This window comes from Micromonospora echinospora, assembly GCF_900091495.1.
GTDB lineage: Bacteria > Actinomycetota > Actinomycetes > Mycobacteriales > Micromonosporaceae > Micromonospora > Micromonospora echinospora.
Genome location: NZ_LT607413.1, coordinates 5,060,120 through 5,076,733 on the forward strand (window position 1 = coordinate 5,060,120; position 16,614 = coordinate 5,076,733).

At 70.6% G+C, this 16,614-nt stretch carries 14 protein-coding genes; 4 read left to right on the forward strand and 10 right to left on the reverse strand.

The window, feature by feature from the left end:
* Positions 1 to 81: 81 nt before the first annotated feature.
* On the forward strand, positions 82 to 2,094 hold the full coding sequence (locus GA0070618_RS22690) for a beta-galactosidase (protein ID WP_088985750.1): 2,013 nt from the start codon (positions 82 to 84) through the stop codon (positions 2,092 to 2,094).
* Between the two features lie 44 nt (positions 2,095 to 2,138).
* On the opposite strand, the gene GA0070618_RS22695 is transcribed toward GA0070618_RS22690, so the two are convergent.
* The 5 genes from GA0070618_RS22695 to GA0070618_RS22715 all read right to left on the reverse strand — a co-directional run bounded on the left by GA0070618_RS22695 (position 2,139) and on the right by GA0070618_RS22715 (position 8,479).
* Entirely contained in the window at positions 2,139 to 3,623 is a 1,485-nt protein-coding gene (locus GA0070618_RS22695; RefSeq protein ID WP_269148434.1) for a rhamnulokinase, read from the reverse strand.
* Positions 3,620 to 5,641: a bifunctional aldolase/short-chain dehydrogenase gene (locus tag GA0070618_RS22700; RefSeq protein WP_231931410.1), complete on the reverse strand. Its 2,022-nt coding sequence runs from the start codon at positions 5,639 to 5,641 to the stop codon at positions 3,620 to 3,622. Before GA0070618_RS22700 ends, GA0070618_RS22695 begins: the two co-directional genes overlap by 4 nt.
* Positions 5,642 to 5,652: 11 nt before the next feature.
* Positions 5,653 to 6,834, reverse strand: coding sequence for an L-rhamnose isomerase (rhaI, locus tag GA0070618_RS22705; protein WP_172900319.1), 1,182 nt, complete (start codon positions 6,832 to 6,834; stop codon positions 5,653 to 5,655).
* On the reverse strand, positions 6,831 to 7,172 hold the full coding sequence (locus tag GA0070618_RS22710; protein ID WP_088983426.1) for an L-rhamnose mutarotase: 342 nt from the start codon (positions 7,170 to 7,172) through the stop codon (positions 6,831 to 6,833). Before GA0070618_RS22710 ends, rhaI begins: the two co-directional genes overlap by 4 nt.
* A 269-nt stretch (positions 7,173 to 7,441) precedes the next feature.
* Positions 7,442 to 8,479 (reverse strand): LacI family DNA-binding transcriptional regulator, encoded by a 1,038-nt coding sequence (locus tag GA0070618_RS22715; protein ID WP_088983427.1) that lies wholly within the window; start codon positions 8,477 to 8,479, stop codon positions 7,442 to 7,444.
* Positions 8,480 to 8,706: 227 nt separating this feature from the next.
* On the opposite strand from GA0070618_RS22715, the gene GA0070618_RS22720 reads away from it, so the two are divergent.
* Positions 8,707 to 9,381, forward strand: coding sequence for a DUF6891 domain-containing protein (locus GA0070618_RS22720; RefSeq protein ID WP_143740401.1), 675 nt, complete (start codon positions 8,707 to 8,709; stop codon positions 9,379 to 9,381).
* Here the strand turns inward: GA0070618_RS22720 and GA0070618_RS22725 are convergent, their stop codons facing one another.
* Genes GA0070618_RS22725 through ngcE form a run of 3 tightly spaced genes read right to left on the reverse strand, consistent with a single transcriptional unit; the run spans position 9,382 to position 12,662 of the window.
* Entirely contained in the window at positions 9,382 to 10,284 is a 903-nt protein-coding gene (locus GA0070618_RS22725; protein ID WP_088983429.1) for a carbohydrate ABC transporter permease, read from the reverse strand. It lies immediately after the preceding gene.
* Positions 10,281 to 11,189 (reverse strand): carbohydrate ABC transporter permease, encoded by a 909-nt coding sequence (locus tag GA0070618_RS22730; protein WP_088983430.1) that lies wholly within the window; start codon positions 11,187 to 11,189, stop codon positions 10,281 to 10,283. Before GA0070618_RS22730 ends, GA0070618_RS22725 begins: the two co-directional genes overlap by 4 nt.
* A gap of 57 nt (positions 11,190 to 11,246) precedes the next feature.
* Positions 11,247 to 12,662 carry an N-acetylglucosamine/diacetylchitobiose ABC transporter substrate-binding protein gene (gene ngcE, locus GA0070618_RS22735; RefSeq protein ID WP_088983431.1) on the reverse strand — a complete coding sequence of 472 codons (1,416 nt, stop codon included), beginning with the start codon at positions 12,660 to 12,662 and terminating at the stop codon, positions 11,247 to 11,249.
* A gap of 477 nt (positions 12,663 to 13,139) precedes the next feature.
* Here ngcE and GA0070618_RS22740 point away from each other — a divergent pair, with 477 nt between their 5' ends.
* Together GA0070618_RS22740 and GA0070618_RS22745 are read left to right on the forward strand one after the other, a co-directional pair.
* Positions 13,140 to 13,604, forward strand: coding sequence for a hypothetical protein (locus GA0070618_RS22740; RefSeq protein ID WP_088983432.1), 465 nt, complete (start codon positions 13,140 to 13,142; stop codon positions 13,602 to 13,604).
* A gap of 413 nt (positions 13,605 to 14,017) precedes the next feature.
* Positions 14,018 to 14,833, forward strand: coding sequence for an SAM-dependent methyltransferase (locus GA0070618_RS22745; protein WP_269148435.1), 816 nt, complete (start codon positions 14,018 to 14,020; stop codon positions 14,831 to 14,833).
* Positions 14,834 to 14,985: 152 nt separating this feature from the next.
* Here the strand turns inward: GA0070618_RS22745 and GA0070618_RS22750 are convergent, their stop codons facing one another.
* Positions 14,986 to 15,249 (reverse strand): type B 50S ribosomal protein L31, encoded by a 264-nt coding sequence (locus GA0070618_RS22750; protein ID WP_088983434.1) that lies wholly within the window; start codon positions 15,247 to 15,249, stop codon positions 14,986 to 14,988.
* Positions 15,246 to 16,577 (reverse strand): CobW family GTP-binding protein, encoded by a 1,332-nt coding sequence (locus GA0070618_RS22755; protein ID WP_088985754.1) that lies wholly within the window; start codon positions 16,575 to 16,577, stop codon positions 15,246 to 15,248. Before GA0070618_RS22755 ends, GA0070618_RS22750 begins: the two co-directional genes overlap by 4 nt.
* Positions 16,578 to 16,614 lie beyond the last annotated feature (37 nt).

Below are 16,614 nucleotides of genomic sequence, written 5' to 3' on the forward strand. Positions count from 1 at the left end.
GATCGACAGCCGGCCCGGACCGGGAGTGCCATGACGGCGCACCCGGTCCGGGCCGGCGGCTGGTTCAACGGAGGAGCGAGCATGACCCGATGGATCGAGTGGCCGACCGAACCCGGCCGACCACGGATGGGCTACGGCGCCGACTACAACCCGGACCAGTGGCCGCGCGAGGTGTGGGACGACGACGTCGCCGCCATGCGCGAAGCCGGGGTCAACATCGTCTCGCTGGCGATCTTCTCGTGGTCGCGGATCCAACCCGCGCCGCACGAGTGGGACTTCGCCTGGCTCGACGAGGTGATGGACCTGCTGCACGACAACGGCATCGCCGTCGACCTCGCCACCGCCACCGCGTCGCCGCCGCCGTGGCTGACCGCCCGGCATCCGGAGATCCTGCCGGTCAACCAACGCGGCGAGACGGTGTGGCCCGGCGCCCGGCAGCACTGGCGACCGACCTCACCGGTGTTCCGGGAACACGCCCTGCGGCTGGTCGACGCCCTGGCCCGCCGGTACGCCGACCACCCGGCGCTCGTCGCCTGGCACGTGTCGAACGAACTCGGCTGCCACAACGCGTACGACTACTCCGACGACGCGGCCCGCGCGTTCCGGGACTGGCTGCGCGACCGGTACGGCACCCTCGACCGGCTCAACCACGCCTGGGGTACGGCGTTCTGGTCGCAGCGGTACGGCGACTGGAACCACGTCCTGCCGCCCCGGCTGGCCGCCGCCCACCCCAACCCGACCCAGCAGCTGGACTTCCGGCGGTTCTCCTCCGACGCCCTGCTCGACCACCTGCGCGCCGAACGGGACCTGCTGCGCGCGCTGACCCCCGGCGTGCCGGTGACGACCAACTTCATGGTCACCGGTCAGGTGGACGCCCTCGACTACGCCGCATGGGCCGACGAGGTCGACTTCGTCGCCAACGACCACTACCGGCGTCCCGGCCCGCAGAGCTTCGAGGAGCTGTCCTTCTCGGCCAACCTGACCGGCAACCTCGCCCGCGGTCGCCCCTGGTTCCTCATGGAACACTCCACCAGCGCCGTCAACTGGCAGCCGGTCAACCTGGCCAAGCGGCCCGGCGAACTCGCCCGCGACTCGCTCACCCACGTCGCGCACGGCGCCGACGCGGTCTGCTTCTTCCAGTGGCGGCAGTCCGTGGCCGGCGCGGAGAAGTACCACTCCGCGATGCTGCCCCAGGCGGGCCGGGACAGCGACGTGTTCCGGGCCGTCACCGCGCTCGGCCGTACGCTGGCCGACCTCGCCCCGGTCGTCGGATCGGCCCGGCGGCCGGCCCGGGTGGCCATCCTCCAGGACTGGGACTCGTGGTGGGGCAGTGGGCTGGACTCGCACCCCACCAGCCGGCTCGACTACCGGCAGGAGGCCCTCGACTGGTACACCGCCCTGCTCGACACCGGCACCCGGGCGGACGTCGTACCCGTCGACCACGACCTCGACCGGTACGACCTGGTGATCGCCCCGGTGCTGTACGTCGTACCGGCGGGGCTGGCCGCCCGCCTCCGGGCGTACGTCGAGGGCGGCGGGCACCTCGTCACCACGTACTTCTCCGGGATCGTCGACGAGAACGACCACCTCTGGCCGGGTGCCTTCCCGGGCGCCCTGCGGGACCTGCTCGGGCTCCGTGTCCAGGAGTTCGGTCCGCTGCTCGACGACACCACGGTGACCCTGTCCGACGGCAGCGCAGCCGCCCTGTGGACCGACCACGTCGACGTCGTCGACCCGGCCGTCGAGGTGCTGGTCAGCTACGTCGACGGGGAACAGGCCGGCCGGCCCGCGATCACCCGCCGGGAGGTCGGATCCGGTTCGGCGACCTACGTGTCGACCCGCCTCGGCGTGGCCGGTCTGCGCCGACTCCTCGCCCTGCTGCTCGCCCGCGTCGGTCTGCGGGGCGAGGTGGCCGAGCTGGCCGGACGGGTCGAACTGGCGGTGCGCACCGACGGCGTCCACGATTTCTGGTTCCTGGTCAACCGGACCGACGAGGACGTCGTCACCGGCATCGAGGGGGAGGTGCTCGTCGGTACCGGCGGGACGCCGACGGTACCCGCCCGTGGCGTGCTGGTGCTGCGCCGCCCGGCGTGACCCCGGCGGCGCCCGGCCTCGGGAGGGGCCGGGCGCCGCAGTCGTCAGGCGGTCAGCCGCCGCTCGGCCGCCGCCCAGGCCGCCTCGTGCCCCCGCGGCTCGTACCGCACCACGCCCTGGGTCCTGGCCACCAGCGAGCGCAGCTCGGCCAGGCCGCCGCTGACCGCACCGACCGCGCGTGCCTGCACCAGCACGTTGCCCAGCGCCGTCGCCTCCACCGGCCCGGCCAGCACCGGCAGCCCGCAGGCGTCGGCGGTCAGCTGGCAGAGCAGGCCGTTGCGGGCGCCGCCGCCGACGACGTGGACGACGTCGACGTCCCGCCCGGAGAGCTCCCGTGCCTGGCGGGCGGTGCGCCGGTAGGCCAGCGCGAGACTGTCCAGGATGCAGCGGGTGACCTCCGCCGGGGTACCCGGGACGGGCTGCCCGGTGCGCCGACAGGCGTCGGCGATGCGGGCCGGCATGTCGCCCGGCGGCAGGAACACCGGATCGTCGCAGTCGACGACCGCCGCGAACGGGGTGACCTCGGCGGCGGCGGCCAGCAGCGCCGCGAGGTCCGGCCGATCCCCGGCCGCCGCCCAGCCCCGCATCGCCTCCTGCAACAGCCACAGCCCCATGACGTTGCGCAGGTAGCGGACCGTGCCGTCCACACCGGACTCGTTGGTGAAGTTGGCCAACCGGCTCTCCTCGGTCAGCACCGGCCGGTCCAGTTCCACCCCCACCAGGGACCACGTGCCGCAGGAGACGTAGAGGAACCGGTCGTCGCGGGCGGGCACCCCGACGACGGCGGAGGCGGTGTCGTGGGATCCCACCACCGTGACCGGGACCGCCCGGTCCGCCCCGACCTGTCGGGTCACCGCCGGCAGCAGCGCCCCGCCGGGCTCGCCCGGTTCCCGCAGGCGGGGGAGCAGCCCACCGGGGAGCCCCAACCGCTCGACGAGGTCGAGTGCCCAGCCACGCCGACGGACGTCGAGCAGCTGGGTGGTGGAGGCGTTGGTGATCTCGGCCCCGACCTCACCGGTGAGCCAGTACGACAGCAGGTCCGGGATGGGCAGCATCGTGCGGGCCGCGTCCAGCAGCCCCGCCCGCTGGGCCGCGACCAGCTGGTAGACGGTGTTGAACGGCAGCGCCTGGATCCCCGTGACGTCGTACAGGTGGTCGGCGCCGAGCCGCGCCGACACCTGCGCCAGCACCCCGTCGGTACGCCGGTCCCGGTAGTGCACCGGGTCGCCGAGCAGGCGACCGTCCCCGTCGAGCAGGCCGAAGTCGCACCCCCACGAGTCGATGCCGACGCTGGCCAGGTCCGGATGGTCGGCCAGCGTCGCGCGCAGGCCGGCGAGCACCTCCGCGTACAGGCCCAGGGTGTTCCAGTGCAGGGTGCCGCGCACCTCGACCGGCTCGTTGCCGAACCGGTGGACGGCGGTGAGGTCGAGGTCGTCGGGGCCGACCCGACCGGCCATGACCCGGCCACCGGAGGCGCCCAGGTCGACGGCCGCCACGACGGCGGGCCGCCCACCGGCCAGCCGGGTCAACGGAGGAAGGCGGCGGCTACGCCGGCGTCGACCGGCACGTGCAGCCCGGTGGTGTGCGACAGTTCCCCGCCGGTCAGGACGAAGACGGCGTTGGCCACGTGCTCCGGCAGGACCTCGCGCTTCAGCAGCGTGCGCTGCGCGTAGAAGGCACCCAGCTCGGCCTCGGGTACGCCGTACACCGCCGCCCGCTGCGCGCCCCAGCCGCCGGCGAAGATGCCGGAACCGCGTACGACGCCGTCGGGGTTGACCCCGTTGACCCGGACGCCGTGGGCTCCCAGTTCGGCGGCGAGCAGCCGCACCTGGTGCGCCTGGTCCGCCTTCGCCGCCCCGTACGCCACGTTGTTCGGCCCGGCGAAGAGCGAGTTCTTGCTGGAGATGTAGACGATGTCGCCCCCCATGCCCTGGGCGACCAGGATCCGGGCGGCCTCGCGGGAGACCAGGAAGGAGCCCTTGGCCATCACGTCGTGCTGGAGGTCCCAGTCCTGCTCGGTGGTCTCCAGCAACGGCTTGGAGATCGACAGCCCGGCGTTGTTGACGACCAGGTCCACCCCGCCGAACGCGAGGACTGCCTCGCGCAGCGCGGCGGCGACCGCCTCGGCGTCGGTGACGTCGACCTCGACGGCGACCGCCACGTCCGCGTCGCCGATCTCCTGCGCGACCGTCCGGGCGGCACCGGCGTCCCGGTCGGCGACCACGACGCAGGCGCCCTCGGCTGCGAGCCGGTGGGCGGTCGCCCGGCCGATCCCGGACCCGCCGCCGGTGACGAAAGCGATCCGGGTCGCGAGCGGCTTCGGCCGGGGCATCCGGCGCAGCTTCGCCTCCTCCAGGGCCCAGTATTCGATCCGGAACTTCTCGGCCTCGTCGATCGGCGCGTACGCCGACACCGCCTCCGCCCCGCGCATCACGTTGATCGCGTTGACGTAGAACTCGCCGGCGACCCGGGCGGTCTGCTTGTTGGCGCCGTAGCTGAACATGCCGATCCCGGGCACGAGCACGATCGCCGGGTCGGCGCCGCGCATCGGCGGCGACCCGGCGTCGGCGTACCGCTCGTAGTAGTCGCGGTAGGCGCGGCGGTACTCCTCGTGCAGTTCCCGCAGGCGAGCGACCACGGCGTCCAACGGGGCGTCCGGCGGCAGGTCCAGCACCATCGGCCGCACCTTCGTGCGCAGGAAGTGGTCGGGGCACGAGGTGCCGAGGGCGGCGAGCCGGGGGTGCTCGGCCCGGGAGACGAAGTCCAGGACGGTGTCGCTGTCGGTGAAGTGGCCGACCTGGGGCCGGTCGGTGGAGGCCAGGCCCCGGAGCACCGGCGCGAGCGCCGCCGCCCGCGCCCGCCGCTGGGGCCCGGGCAGCGGTTCGTATCCGGGGATCGGCGCGCCGAACGGCTCGGGTCGTCCGTGGGTGGACAGGAAGTCGGCGGCCGACCGGATGATCTCCAGCGAGCGTGCCTCGCACTCCTCGCTGGTGGCTCCCCACGCGGTGATGCCGTGCCCGCCGAGAACCACCCCGATCGCCTGCGGATTGCCCCGGGCGATGGCGGCGATGTCGAGCCCGAGCTGGAATCCGGGACGCCGCCACGGCACCCACACGACACGGTCGCCGAAGATCTTCCTGGTCAGCTCCGGCCCGTCGGCGGCGGTCGCGATCGCGATGCCGGAGTCCGGATGCAGGTGGTCGACGTGCGCCGCGTCGACCAGGCCGTGCATCGCCGTGTCGATCGACGGCGCCGCCCCACCCCGCCCGTGCAGGCAGTAGTCGAACGCGGCGACCATCTCGTCCTCGCGCTCGACGCCGGGATAGCCGTTGACGAGCGCGCGCAGCCGGTCCAGCCGGAGGACCGCCAGTCCGGCCGGCGTGAGCGTGCCGAGGTCGCCGCCGGAGCCCTTCACCCACACCAGGTCGACCGGCTCGCCGGTGACCGGGTCGGCGGCCCGCCCCTTGGCGGAGGTGTTGCCGCCGGCGTAGTTGGTGTTGCGCGGATCGGCTCCGAGCCGGTTCGACCGCGTGACCAGATCATCCACCGTGGACATGTTCAGGCCCCCCATCCCGCCTGCTCGCCGCCGACCCGCTCGGCGCTGACCCTCTCCAGATAGCCCGACCGCCGGTAGGCCCCCACCGGGTCCGGGTCCAGACCCATGTCGGCGCGCAGGTCGCGCAGGAGCGGGCGCACGTCGGTGTGGTAGGCGTCCATCAGTACGGCGTTGGCCTCGAGCACGTCACCGGAGCGTTGCGCCGCGGCGAGCGCTTCGACGTCGACCAGGAGCGCCTTCGCCGTCGCCTCCTGGACGTTGAGCACCGAACGGATGACCGCCTCGACCTTCGGCTCGATGTTGTGGCACTGGTCGAGCATGAAGGCGATGCCGTACTCCGGCCGCAACGCGTCCGCCTGCACGATCTCGTGCATGATGCGGAACAGCTCGAACGGGTTGGCGGCGCCGGCCATCAGGTCGTCGTCGGCGTAGAACCGCGAGTTGAAGTCGAATCCGCCGAGCCGACCGGCCCGCAGCAGGAACGCGACGATGAACTCGACGTTGGTGCCCGGCGCGTGGTGTCCCGTGTCGATCACCACCTGGGCCCGCTCGCCCAGTTCCAGGCAGTGCGCGTAGGCCGTTCCCCAGTCGGGTACGTCGGTCGTGTAGAAGGCCGGCTCGAACAGCTTGTACTCCAGCAGCAGGCGCTGGTCGCCGGCGAGCCGCCCGTACGACTCACGCAACGCCGCCGCGAGCCGGTCCTGCCGCTGCCGGATGTTGTCCTGGCCGGGATAGTTGGTGCCGTCGGAGAACCACAGTTTGAGGTCGCGTGATCCGGTCGCGTCCATGACGTCGACGCATTCGAGCAGGTGGCCGATCGCCTTGCGGCGCACCTCGCGGTCCGGGTTGGTGACCGAGCCGAGCCGGTAGTCGTCGTCCTGGAAGACGTTGGCGTTGACGGTGCCGAGCGCGACCCCCTGCTCCGTGGCGTACGCCGCCAGGGCCGCGTAGTCGTCGACCCGGTCCCACGGGATGTGCAGCGCCACGGTCGGTGCCACGCCGGTGAAGCGGTGCACCGTGGCCGCGTCGGCGATCTTCTCGTACGGGTCGCGGGGCACGCCCTCCTGCCGGAAGACCTTGAACCGGGTTCCGGAGTTGCCGTAGGCCCAGGACGGCGTCTCGATCCGTTGTCCGCGTAGGGCGGACATGACCCGGGTACGCGTGGCGGGGGCGATGTCGGTCATGCTCGGCCTTCCCATTGGTCCTCCAGGTGGAACACCTCGTCGAGGACGAGGAAGCCGCGGTCCGGCCGCCCGTCCGGCAGGTCGACGAAGAACGGCGCCATCTCCGCCTGCCAGCGGGCGTTGACCTCGGTGCGCTCCATCGCGGCGACCGCCGCGTCGAGGTCGTCGGTCACGAAGTAGCCGACGAGCAGCCCGTCGTCGCGCAGGAACAACGAGTAGTCCTGCCAGCCCGCCGCCCTGAGCGCCGCCAGCATCTCCGGCCAGACGGCGGCGTGGCGGTGCCGGTACTCCGCCAGCCGGCCGGTCCTCACCTGGAGGGTGAAGCAGATCCTGCCCATGCCGCACCTTCCACTGCTGTGAAACGTTTCATGGTTGGGCAAAGAATATGTGGCCAGACTTGCCGGGTCAAGAACTCCGCACCTCACCCCGTTGTCGCTACGGATCGGAACTGCGGAGTGGCCGTTCGTGCCGAAAGCCCCCGCCGGGCAGCCGCCGTTGACGGTGGGTGTCCGGTGCGCGTACCGGGAGTGCGGCCGGGGCGCCCGGCTGAAATGAACGCGGCGCTGCCCGGTGGTGGCGGTGGCCGTGCGGGAGGGAAGACCGGCCGTCAGGCCCGGCCGCGTCGTTTCCGGTCGCGGGCGCTGGACGCCCGGATCACCAGCTCCGGCTGGAACACGACGTGCCGGTGGCTGTGTTTCGCGTTGTCGACCGACTCTTCCAGGAGCAACTGGGCGGCGGTGCGGCCGAGCTGCTCGCGGGGCTGGCGGACGGAACTCAGCGGAACCGCGGCGGCGGCGGCGAACTCGATGTCGTCGTAGCCCACCAGCGCGATGTCGTCGGGCACCTGCACGCCGTGCGTGGTGAGCCCCTGCAGGACGCCGAGCGCCAGCAGGTCGTTGGCGCAGATGACCGCCGTCGGCCGCCGGTCCGCCGGCAGTGCCACGAGAGCGTCCGCGGCCTGACGTCCGGCCGCGACCGAGAGGGTCGGCGTCGGATGGATGTCGAGATGCACCTTGTCGTCACGTTCGGTGAGCGCGGCGGCGGCGCCCGCGTGGCGGTCGGAGACCTGGCGGATGTTCATCGGGCCGCCGACGAAGATGATGCGTTTGTGGCCGTTGTCGGCCAGGTGGTCGGCGGCCAGCCGGCCGCCGACGATGTCGTCCACCGCCACCGAGCACCGACTCGGACGACCGGAACCGCGATCGACGAGCACCACGGGAATCCCGTGGTCGACCAGCGCGTCCAGGCGGGCGTGGTGCCCGTCGGAGACGGGGGTGATGAGCAACCCCTGGACGCGCTGTTCTTCGAGCATGTCCAGGTGACGGGTTTCACGGCTGACGTCCTCGCCGCTGTTGCAGACCACCAGCATCCCGCCGGCTTCCTCGATGACGGCCTCGGCTCCCCGTACCACGTCGGTGAAGAACGGGTTGGAGATGTCGAGGACGACGATGGCGACGGTGCGGCTACGGCCGGCCCGCAACTGCCGGGCCGAGTCGTTGCGCACGTAACCGAGCGTCGCGATGGAGTCGAGTACCCGCTGGCGGGTCGCCGGCGAGACCAGGTCCGGCCGGTTGAGCACGTTGCTGACCGTTCCCAGTGACACACCGGCGTGCTGCGCGACCTGCTTGATGTTGGCGGATGCCATCTTCCCCTCAACTATCGACATTGACCCGGCATGTTCAGCCCCGAGGCCGACATGAGCATCCGATGGATGAAACGTACCAGCAGAAGGAGCAGTAAAGCAGGTTGCCGCGGGCTTGGTCGGAACCGGGGAGCGTCAGCCGCTCCGGCGTGTCGAGGGTCGGCAGGGCCCCGGTGGCCGTCCCGGCGGTCCGGCCCAGATTGTCGGAGGCGGGTGGGAAGATCATCGCCGTGACTGGATGGATCTACAACGACCGCCCCGAGGGCGTGCGGTTCCTGGCCGAGCGGATCACGGAACCGGGCCGCACGGCAATCGAGAACGAGATCTGGGACTGGATCGTGCGCGGTGAGGACGACGCCGACGAGTTCGTGGAGTTCTTCGACGTCGACGAGCAGCGGCACGGTGCCACCGACGAGGAACTCCGGGTGGCGTACGAGAAGGCGTTGGCTGCCCGGCGGGAGCAGCAGCGCGGCTGGGGTGAGGTGCGGAGCAACCTCACCCGCGCCTTCGACGAACTCACTGAGCTCGGTGTGGTGGCCAGGGAGAACTTCACCTGCTGCGGCACCTGCGCGGCTGCGGAGATCCACGACGAGCGGGACGGCTCCCGACACTGGCACGGATATCTCTGGTACCACCAGCAGGACACGGAGTCGCTCGTCGCGAGCGAGGACGGCGAGGTCTACCTCGGCTACGGCGTCTACCCGCCGGCGGACTTCGACGAGGACGCCTACGCGGCCCTGTCGGAGGCCGAACAGCAGGCCCGCTACCAGGCCGACCTGGAGCGGTTCCTGGACGAGGTAGCCTTCCCGGTGCTGCACAGGCACGGCATGCGGGTGGAGTGGAACCGCAAGCAGTCCCGGCGGATCCGGGTCACCGGTGCCCACTGGTACGCGCCCCTGACCTGACTACTTGAGCTGGCCGGCGGTCAGGCCCGACTGGACCTGGCGCTGGAAGGCCACGTACACCAGCAGCACTGGCACCACGGCGATGGTGAGGCCCGCGAAGAGCTGCGCGTAGTCGCCCGCGTAGCCCTGGCTGACCGACAGCGCGGCCAGGCCCTGGGCCAGCATCCACTTCGAGTCGTCGCCCTGGAGCAGCACCTGCGGCAGCAGGAACTGGTTCCAGTGGCTGAGGAAGTTGAAGATGGCGACGCTGATCATCCCGGGGCGGGCCATCGGCAGCATCACCCGGAAGAACAGCCGGAAGTGTCCGCAGCCGTCGACCAGCGCCGCCTCCGCCACCGACGTCGGCAGGGTGCGGAAGAACGCGGTGAGGAAGAAGACCGTGAACGGCAGCGAGTACGCGGCGTAGACCAGGACCAGTCCGGTCCAGGTGCCGAACAGACCGGCGTTGCGCACGACGAAGAACAACGGCACCAGGGCCAGGAAGACCGGGAACATCAGACCGCCGACGAACAGGTAGTAGGCGAGCTGACGGCCCCGGAACTCGTACCGGGCGAAGACGTACGCGGCGGTGGCGCCCATCAGCATGGTGAGGGCGACCGAGCCGGTGACGACGATCGCGCTGTTGAGGAAGTACTGGCCGATGTGCGCGGTGGTCCACGCCCGGACCCAGTTGTCGAGGCGCAGTTCGCCGGGCAGGCCCCACGGGTCGGCCAGGATCTCCGCGTTGCTCTTGAACGAGCTGAGGAACATCCACAGCAGCGGCAGCACGGTCAGCGCGCTCCAGAGCAGCAGGAAGCCGTGCGAGAGAGCGTTCACCACGCCCAGGTCGCGGCGGACCGTCCGGTCGGTACCAGTGCGACCCCGGTCGGAGGCGACGTCGGTGGTCTTGTCCAGGGTCGTCATGACAACTCGATCCGTTCCCGCCGGCCGACCCGCAGCGCCAGCACGGCCACCGACAGGGTCAGGAAGAACATCACCACACCGATCGCCGAGGCGTAGCCGAACTTGGTCTCGCTGCCGAACGCGGTGTCGTACAACCGGACGCCGATGACGTCGGAGGAGAAGTTGGGGCCGCCGTTGGTCATCAGCTGCACCAGGATGAAGCCGTCCAGCGCGGCGATGGCCAGGTAGATCCAGGCGACCTGCACGGTGTCCCAGAGCAGCGGGATGGTGATCCGGCGCAGCGTCGTCCAGCGCGACGCGCCGTCGAGCAGCACCGCCTCGTAGATCTCCCGGGGGATCGCCGACATGGCGGCGCCGAAGAGCACCACGTAGAACCCGACGTTGGCCCAGATCATCACCGCCAGCACGCACCAGAAGGCGGTCCGCGGGTCGCCGAGCCAGGCCGGCGCGGGCAGCCCGACCGCGCGCAGGATGCCGTTGAGCAGCCCGGCGTTGGGCTGGTAGACCTCCTTCCACAGCGCCGCGATGATCACCACCGAGAGCACCTGCGGGAAGAAGTAGACGGTGCGGTAGAGCGCGCTGCCGCGTACCCCGGTGACCCCGGCCCGGCCCCGGCGTCCGCCCATGCTGAGCATGGTGGCGAAGAACAGGCCGAGCGCGATGGTCAGCACCGGCACCAGGGCGAGCAGGACCGCGTTGTTCTTCAACGCGTTCCAGACGTAGTCGTCGTGCCACAGGGCCCGGAAGTTGGCCAGGCCCACCGGGTTGGCCTCGGCCGAGTAGCCCAGCCAGTCGGTGGTGGAGATCTGGAACGCCTGTAGGTAGGGCGAGACGACGAAGACGACGTACAGCAGCAGCGGCGGCACCAGGAAGGTGACGATCAGCGGGTACTTGCCGTGTTTCACAAGGGCCTACTCTCCGACGGCGGCCGGGCGGGGCGCTGCCCCGCCCGGCCGCAGGTGTCACGCCGCCCGCTTGTACTTCTTGATCGAGCTGTCCTGGGCGATCGAGTCGGCGCCCTTCTGGCACTGGTCCAGGAACTCCGCCGGGCCGATGCGCCCGCTGAAGAACTCGCCGCACGCGGCGTCGACCAGGTTGCGCTCCAACTTCCGGTAGTAGTTGTTGTAGACCCAGTTGAAACCGTTGGTCCCGGAGGTCTCCAGCGCCTTGACCACGGAGGTGAGACCGAACGGCAGCTCCACGCCCTCGGTGGCTCCGGCCACCACGGTCAGGCTGGAGACCTTCTTCGTGAAGTCCTGGGCGCCCTTCTTCGACAGCATGGTCCGGAAGTAGTCCAGGCCCCCCGCCACGTTCTTCGCCTTGGCCGGCACCATGAACGGCTCGCCGGCGGTGCCGCGGATCGCGTCGAAGGGCAGCTTGTCGCCGCTGCCGAGGCTCGGGGTCGGCGCCACGGTCATGTTGAACCCGGGCGGCGTGACCGACTTCTGCTCGCTCTCCAGCCAGGAGCCGCAGGAGATGAACGCGGCCTTGCCCTGGCACCACGCGGTCTGCGACTGCACGTGGTCCAGCCCCGGCGAGCCGTCGAGGATGTACTTGTCCTTGACGATCTGGTGCCAGGCGTCGGCGGCGGCCTTCATCGCGTCGGACTTCCAGGCGTTGGGCTCCAGGTTGTCGATCGCGGTGGCCACGGAGGGGCCGCCGAACTTGATCGCCGTGGAGATCACCGGCCAGCTCATGTAGCGGGGGTGCTTGCCCGCGTACGTCCAGGGAGCGATGCCCGCGGCCTTGATCTTCTTGCACAGGGCGATGTGGTCGTCCCAGGTCTTCGCGTACTCCCAGCCGCGGTCGGCGAAGAGCTTGGTGGAGTGCCAGATGCCGTAGACGGTGTAGGTGTAGTTCATCACCAGGAACCGGCCGTCGTACGAGCCGACCTCCACCGCGCCCGGCAGCAGCGTCTCCTTGACGGTCTTGCCGGGAATGTCGAGGCTCGGGGCCGAGAGCAGTTCGCCGAGGTCGGCGAGGGCGTTCTGGGAGACCAGGCCGTTGAAGTCGATCTGGCCGGCGCCGGAGTTGTTGACCACGTCCGGCGGGGTGCCGTCGACGAAGCGTGGCTGGAGGGTCTTGCTGATCTCCTGGGTGGCCGTGTGCTTGATCGTCGCCTTCGGGTACCGCTCGGTGTACATGGCCTCGTGGGCCTTGGCGTAGTCCTCGCCGAACCCGCCGTTGAAGATCACGACCTCCAGCGGGGCGTCCTCCTTGACGCCCAGCGGGTTCTGCTCGCTCTTGGTGCCCTGGTACGTCTTGGTGTCGCCCTCGTCGCCACCGCCGGAGGTGGCGCAGCCGGCGAGCAGGCCGGCGGCGGGGGTGGCCAGCAGGCCGGCGGCGGCGCTGCGCCGCAGGATGTCACGCCTGTTCATGCTCTCTCCTCGAATCGGTACGGGTGGCCGCCGACGTTGGGGGATGACGGCCACCGCGCGAGGGGCGGGGGAGTCGTCGCTAGTCTTCAATTCATCGAAAGTTACTGAAGAATTTCTACGGCAGGACCGCGCCGACTTCAAGCCCCACGGCCCCGGCGTTGTTCCTTCGTGTCCTTGGCTTGGTCATGCGGTTTGGCCGCCGTCGACGGCGAAGGCGTCGACGTGGCCGTGTGTCGATCCGGGCAGCGCGGTCCGGGCCAGGAGTGCGCGCAGACCGCACCACTGTGCACGCAGCCGTAAGGACACCCACACGCCACGGCGCGCATCCTCATGGGGACGGACAGTGAACGCGCCGTGCGGGTCGGCCTGGCCGGCACCATACGGCACATCCTGAGAGGAGCGGGATTTCGCATGCCACAACCATGGAGAGGTCCTTCCCGGAGGCACACCGGCGGAACTGGGCGGTCGCGCCCCCGCATGACGGCCATCGTCGCTGCCCTGGTCGTGCTGGTCTCGGTGTTCTCGATGAGCACGCCGACGGCACAGGCCGCAGAAGCGACGCGCGCGGGGGCTTCGAGTGCGGCCGACGTCCGGGCGACGGCCTGGACACCGGTGGTCAGTCCCTTCTACACCGACCTTGAAAGGCGCTTCCCGAATGTGGACACGGAACAGCGGAACCTCCTCATCGACCTTTGCCCGAGCAAGCGTCTGTGCGTTGCTGCCGGCGAGGGTAACGGTCTGCACACCGTGTACTACCTCTACTACTGCACCGAGCGATCGCTCACCAACTTCATCGGCGACGGTTCTGCCAAGAACGCCCAGACCGACAGCGCCACAGCCCACCTGCTGAACCAGAATCGGGTGATCCGCGTGTCCCTCGAGCCCGACCCCGATCCGGTACGCATCGACTGGGACCCGATCTACTACATCGATCCCTGCTGACGAGACCACCTGGAGCCGGTTCGCAGGTCGAGCCGCCCGGCGGCGTCGATGGCGAGCCCGACGATCAGCCCTGGGACGATCGGGGGAGGGCTGACCACGGGGCTCGTGCTCGGCCCGCCACCCGGGCTGGCTGGCGACATTCGGCTGTCCAGAGCAACGTCGGCGAGCCACATTCCGACAAGGCAACATTGCCTGACCCGGTGCCAGCGTGAACAATCCGAGGTCGAAGCCATGTCGTGGTGACCGTGGGACAGGGTTGGCGGTCCCGATGCTCAGCGGCGTAGCCGAGGGAGCGCAGGGGGCGGGCGTGCTCCGCGGTCACCTCGTCGGGACGTGACGTCACGCTGGGTTGCCGGCTAGCGTCAGTTCCCGACGGACGATGTGGACGGGCTCGGGAAAGGACTCGGAGACAGGTGACCACGGATCGCTCAGGCCAGTCGGACGGCATCGACACCTCCGTCCCCACTGCTGCCGGGATGTACGACTACTACCTGGGTGGCAGGGACAACTTCGCAGCCGATCGCCGGGCCGCGAACAAGGTGCTCGCAGCGGCTCCCGAGGTGATCCTCATGGCCCGGGAGAACCGTGCGTTCATCCAACGGGCCGTGCGATTCCTCGCCCGGGAGGCGGGCATCCGCCAGTTCCTCGACATCGGCAGTGGCCTGCCGACCCAGGGCAACGTCCACGAGATCGCCCAGGCCGAGGCGCCGGACGCACGCGTGGTCTACGTCGACAACGATCCGAAGGTGCTGGCCCGCTCGCGCCTTCTGACCACCGAGGCCAAGACCACGAGCGTGATCACGGCGGACCTGCGCGACCCGGATGCCATCCTCGACCACCCCGAGACCCGGGCGCTGATCGACTTCGACCAGCCGATGGCCATTCTGCTGGTGGCCGTCCTGCACTTCATCGACGACGAGACCGACCCGTACGCGATCGTCGCCCGTCTCCGCGACGCGATGGCGCCGGGCAGCTACCTCGTCGTCAACCACGCCACCGCCGACCCCAGGCCGGACAACGCCGGGGGCGCCAAGGAGGTCTACCGGAACACCAGGTATCCGGCCACCCACCGCTCGCGCGAGCAGATCGAACGCTTCTTCGACGGCGTGCACCTCCTCGACCCCGGCCTGGTGTTCGTTCCCGCCTGGCGGCCCGACACCGAAACCGACATCACGCCGGAAGAGGTCTGGATTCTCGGCGGCGTGGGCCGGAAGCCGACGGTGGACTGACCTCGATCATGCACCGATCTGACGCGGACCGCGTCGCTACGATTCGTGGAGACGCTCAGGGGAGCGCCAGGCGCTGCTGGTGGTCGGCGCCGAGGAGCCGCGGTCGAGAGCCGACCTGGGCCACCCGGCGTGCGTGAGGGGCGGCTCGGTCGTCACCTGCCGGCCCGGCCTTCGGGGCGGGCGTACTTGTTGCGGAACTTCTCGACCCGGCCGGCGGTGTCGAGCAGGCGCTGCTTGCCGGTCCAGAAGGGATGACTCGCGGAGGAGATCTGGACGTCGATGACCGGGTAGGTGTTGCCGTCGGTCCACTCGATCGTCTGGTCGCTGGTGGCGGTGGATCGGGTGAGGAAGGCGAAGTCGGCACCCTTGTCGCGGTAGACGACGGGTCGGTACTCGGGGTGGATGCCGGGCTTCATGCGGGCTGGGCTCCTTCGGTGTCGGTGTCGGTGTCGGTGTCGGTGTCGGTGTCGGGGGCGGGGGCGGTCAGCTCCTCCGTGCCCAGAGGGAAGCAGCCGGCGAACGGGTCCTGGTAGCCGCGCCACGTCTCCTCGCCGTCGGCGAGTTCGGCGTCGGTGAGCAGGCAGCCGGCGAGGGTGCGGTGCAGCTCGACGGGGTCGACGTCGATGCCGATGAAGACCAGGTGCTGGTGTCGGTCTCCGTAGTAGGGATCCCACTCCAGCGCGGCGGCGAGCCGGCGCTGGTCACCGACGTACTCCCACCGGTCCTGCGGCAGGCTGACCAGCCAGTGCCCGAGCGAGCCCATGGACAGGCCACCGCCGGCGAACTCCCAGGCCACCACCGTGTCGGGCTGACTGGCCAGCCAGAGGTGGCCTCGGGAGCGGATCATCTCGGCGTTGACCTCCTCCAGGATGTCGTGCAGCCGCTGCGGGTGGAAGGGACGGCGGGCGCGGAAGACGGAGGAGACGACGCCGCAGTCAGCCTCCGGCTCGTGCGTGCCCAGCGCGTATCCCTGTAGGCCGCGCGCGAGGATCCCGGGGGTCTCCGGCCGGTGCCGGTGGGTGTGGCGTAGTTGGCGGGCGAGCGCGGTGGCGTCGACGAGGTCGCCGTCGACCCCGAAGTGGACCGCCCACGGTGCCATCCGCTTCAGCAGCACCGTCAACCTGCTGGTGTCGAAGGCGCCCTCCCGGGACTGTCCCCAGAGCACGAGCGTGTCGGCGTACTCGATCTGTCGCACCACGACGTCCGCCCACCCGCGGTGGTCGTCGTCAGCGGCCTGGATACCGAGGGCGGCGAGGTCGTCGGTGCTGGCGAGCGCGTCGATCAGGTGCTCGGCGTCGACGACGGTCACGTAGGAGTCGACATGGATCAGATCGGTGATCGGGGCGCCGTCGACGAGGCAGTGCGTGCAGGCGGCGGCGACCGCCTCCGGTTCCACCACCTCGGGCAGCATCAGTATCAGGTCGTGACGGGGGTTGCTGCGGGCGAGCCGGGTGAGGGTGGGTAGTACGTCCTCGCGGAGGGTGCAGGAGACGCAGCCGTGTCTCAGGTCGACCTGCTCGTCCTCGACAGTGCCGGCGCCGGAGCGGACCACGCGCCGGACGACGCCGTCCCGAAGCCTGGTGAGGTCGTGTCGCACCAGCAGCACCGAGGGATCGGCGGCGAGCAGCGTCACGGCGACGGCGAAGGTCGCCGCCGGCCAGAACCCGGACAGCACGGTCAGCGAGGGGCGGGCGTCGGCGTCGGCTGTCACGGCGGCGGCCGGAGCCTGGGGTGACGACGGCATCATGATCCTTCCGGCTTTGTTGGAAACGATTGTCATT

Coding starts and splice junctions, on each gene's coding strand:
- GA0070618_RS22690 (WP_088985750.1), top strand. CDS start 82: ATGACCCGATGGATCGAGTGGCCGACCGAACCCGGCCGACCACGGATG.
- rhaI (WP_172900319.1), bottom strand. CDS start 6,834: ATGACCGACATCGCCCCCGCCACGCGTACCCGGGTCATGTCCGCCCTA.
- GA0070618_RS22710 (WP_088983426.1), bottom strand. CDS start 7,172: ATGGGCAGGATCTGCTTCACCCTCCAGGTGAGGACCGGCCGGCTGGCG.
- GA0070618_RS22715 (WP_088983427.1), bottom strand. CDS start 8,479: ATGGCATCCGCCAACATCAAGCAGGTCGCGCAGCACGCCGGTGTGTCA.
- GA0070618_RS22725 (WP_088983429.1), bottom strand. CDS start 10,284: ATGACGACCCTGGACAAGACCACCGACGTCGCCTCCGACCGGGGTCGC.
- ngcE (WP_088983431.1), bottom strand. CDS start 12,662: ATGAACAGGCGTGACATCCTGCGGCGCAGCGCCGCCGCCGGCCTGCTG.
- GA0070618_RS22740 (WP_088983432.1), top strand. CDS start 13,140: ATGACGGCCATCGTCGCTGCCCTGGTCGTGCTGGTCTCGGTGTTCTCG.
- GA0070618_RS22750 (WP_088983434.1), bottom strand. CDS start 15,249: ATGAAGCCCGGCATCCACCCCGAGTACCGACCCGTCGTCTACCGCGAC.
- GA0070618_RS22755 (WP_088985754.1), bottom strand. CDS start 16,577: ATGCCGTCGTCACCCCAGGCTCCGGCCGCCGCCGTGACAGCCGACGCC.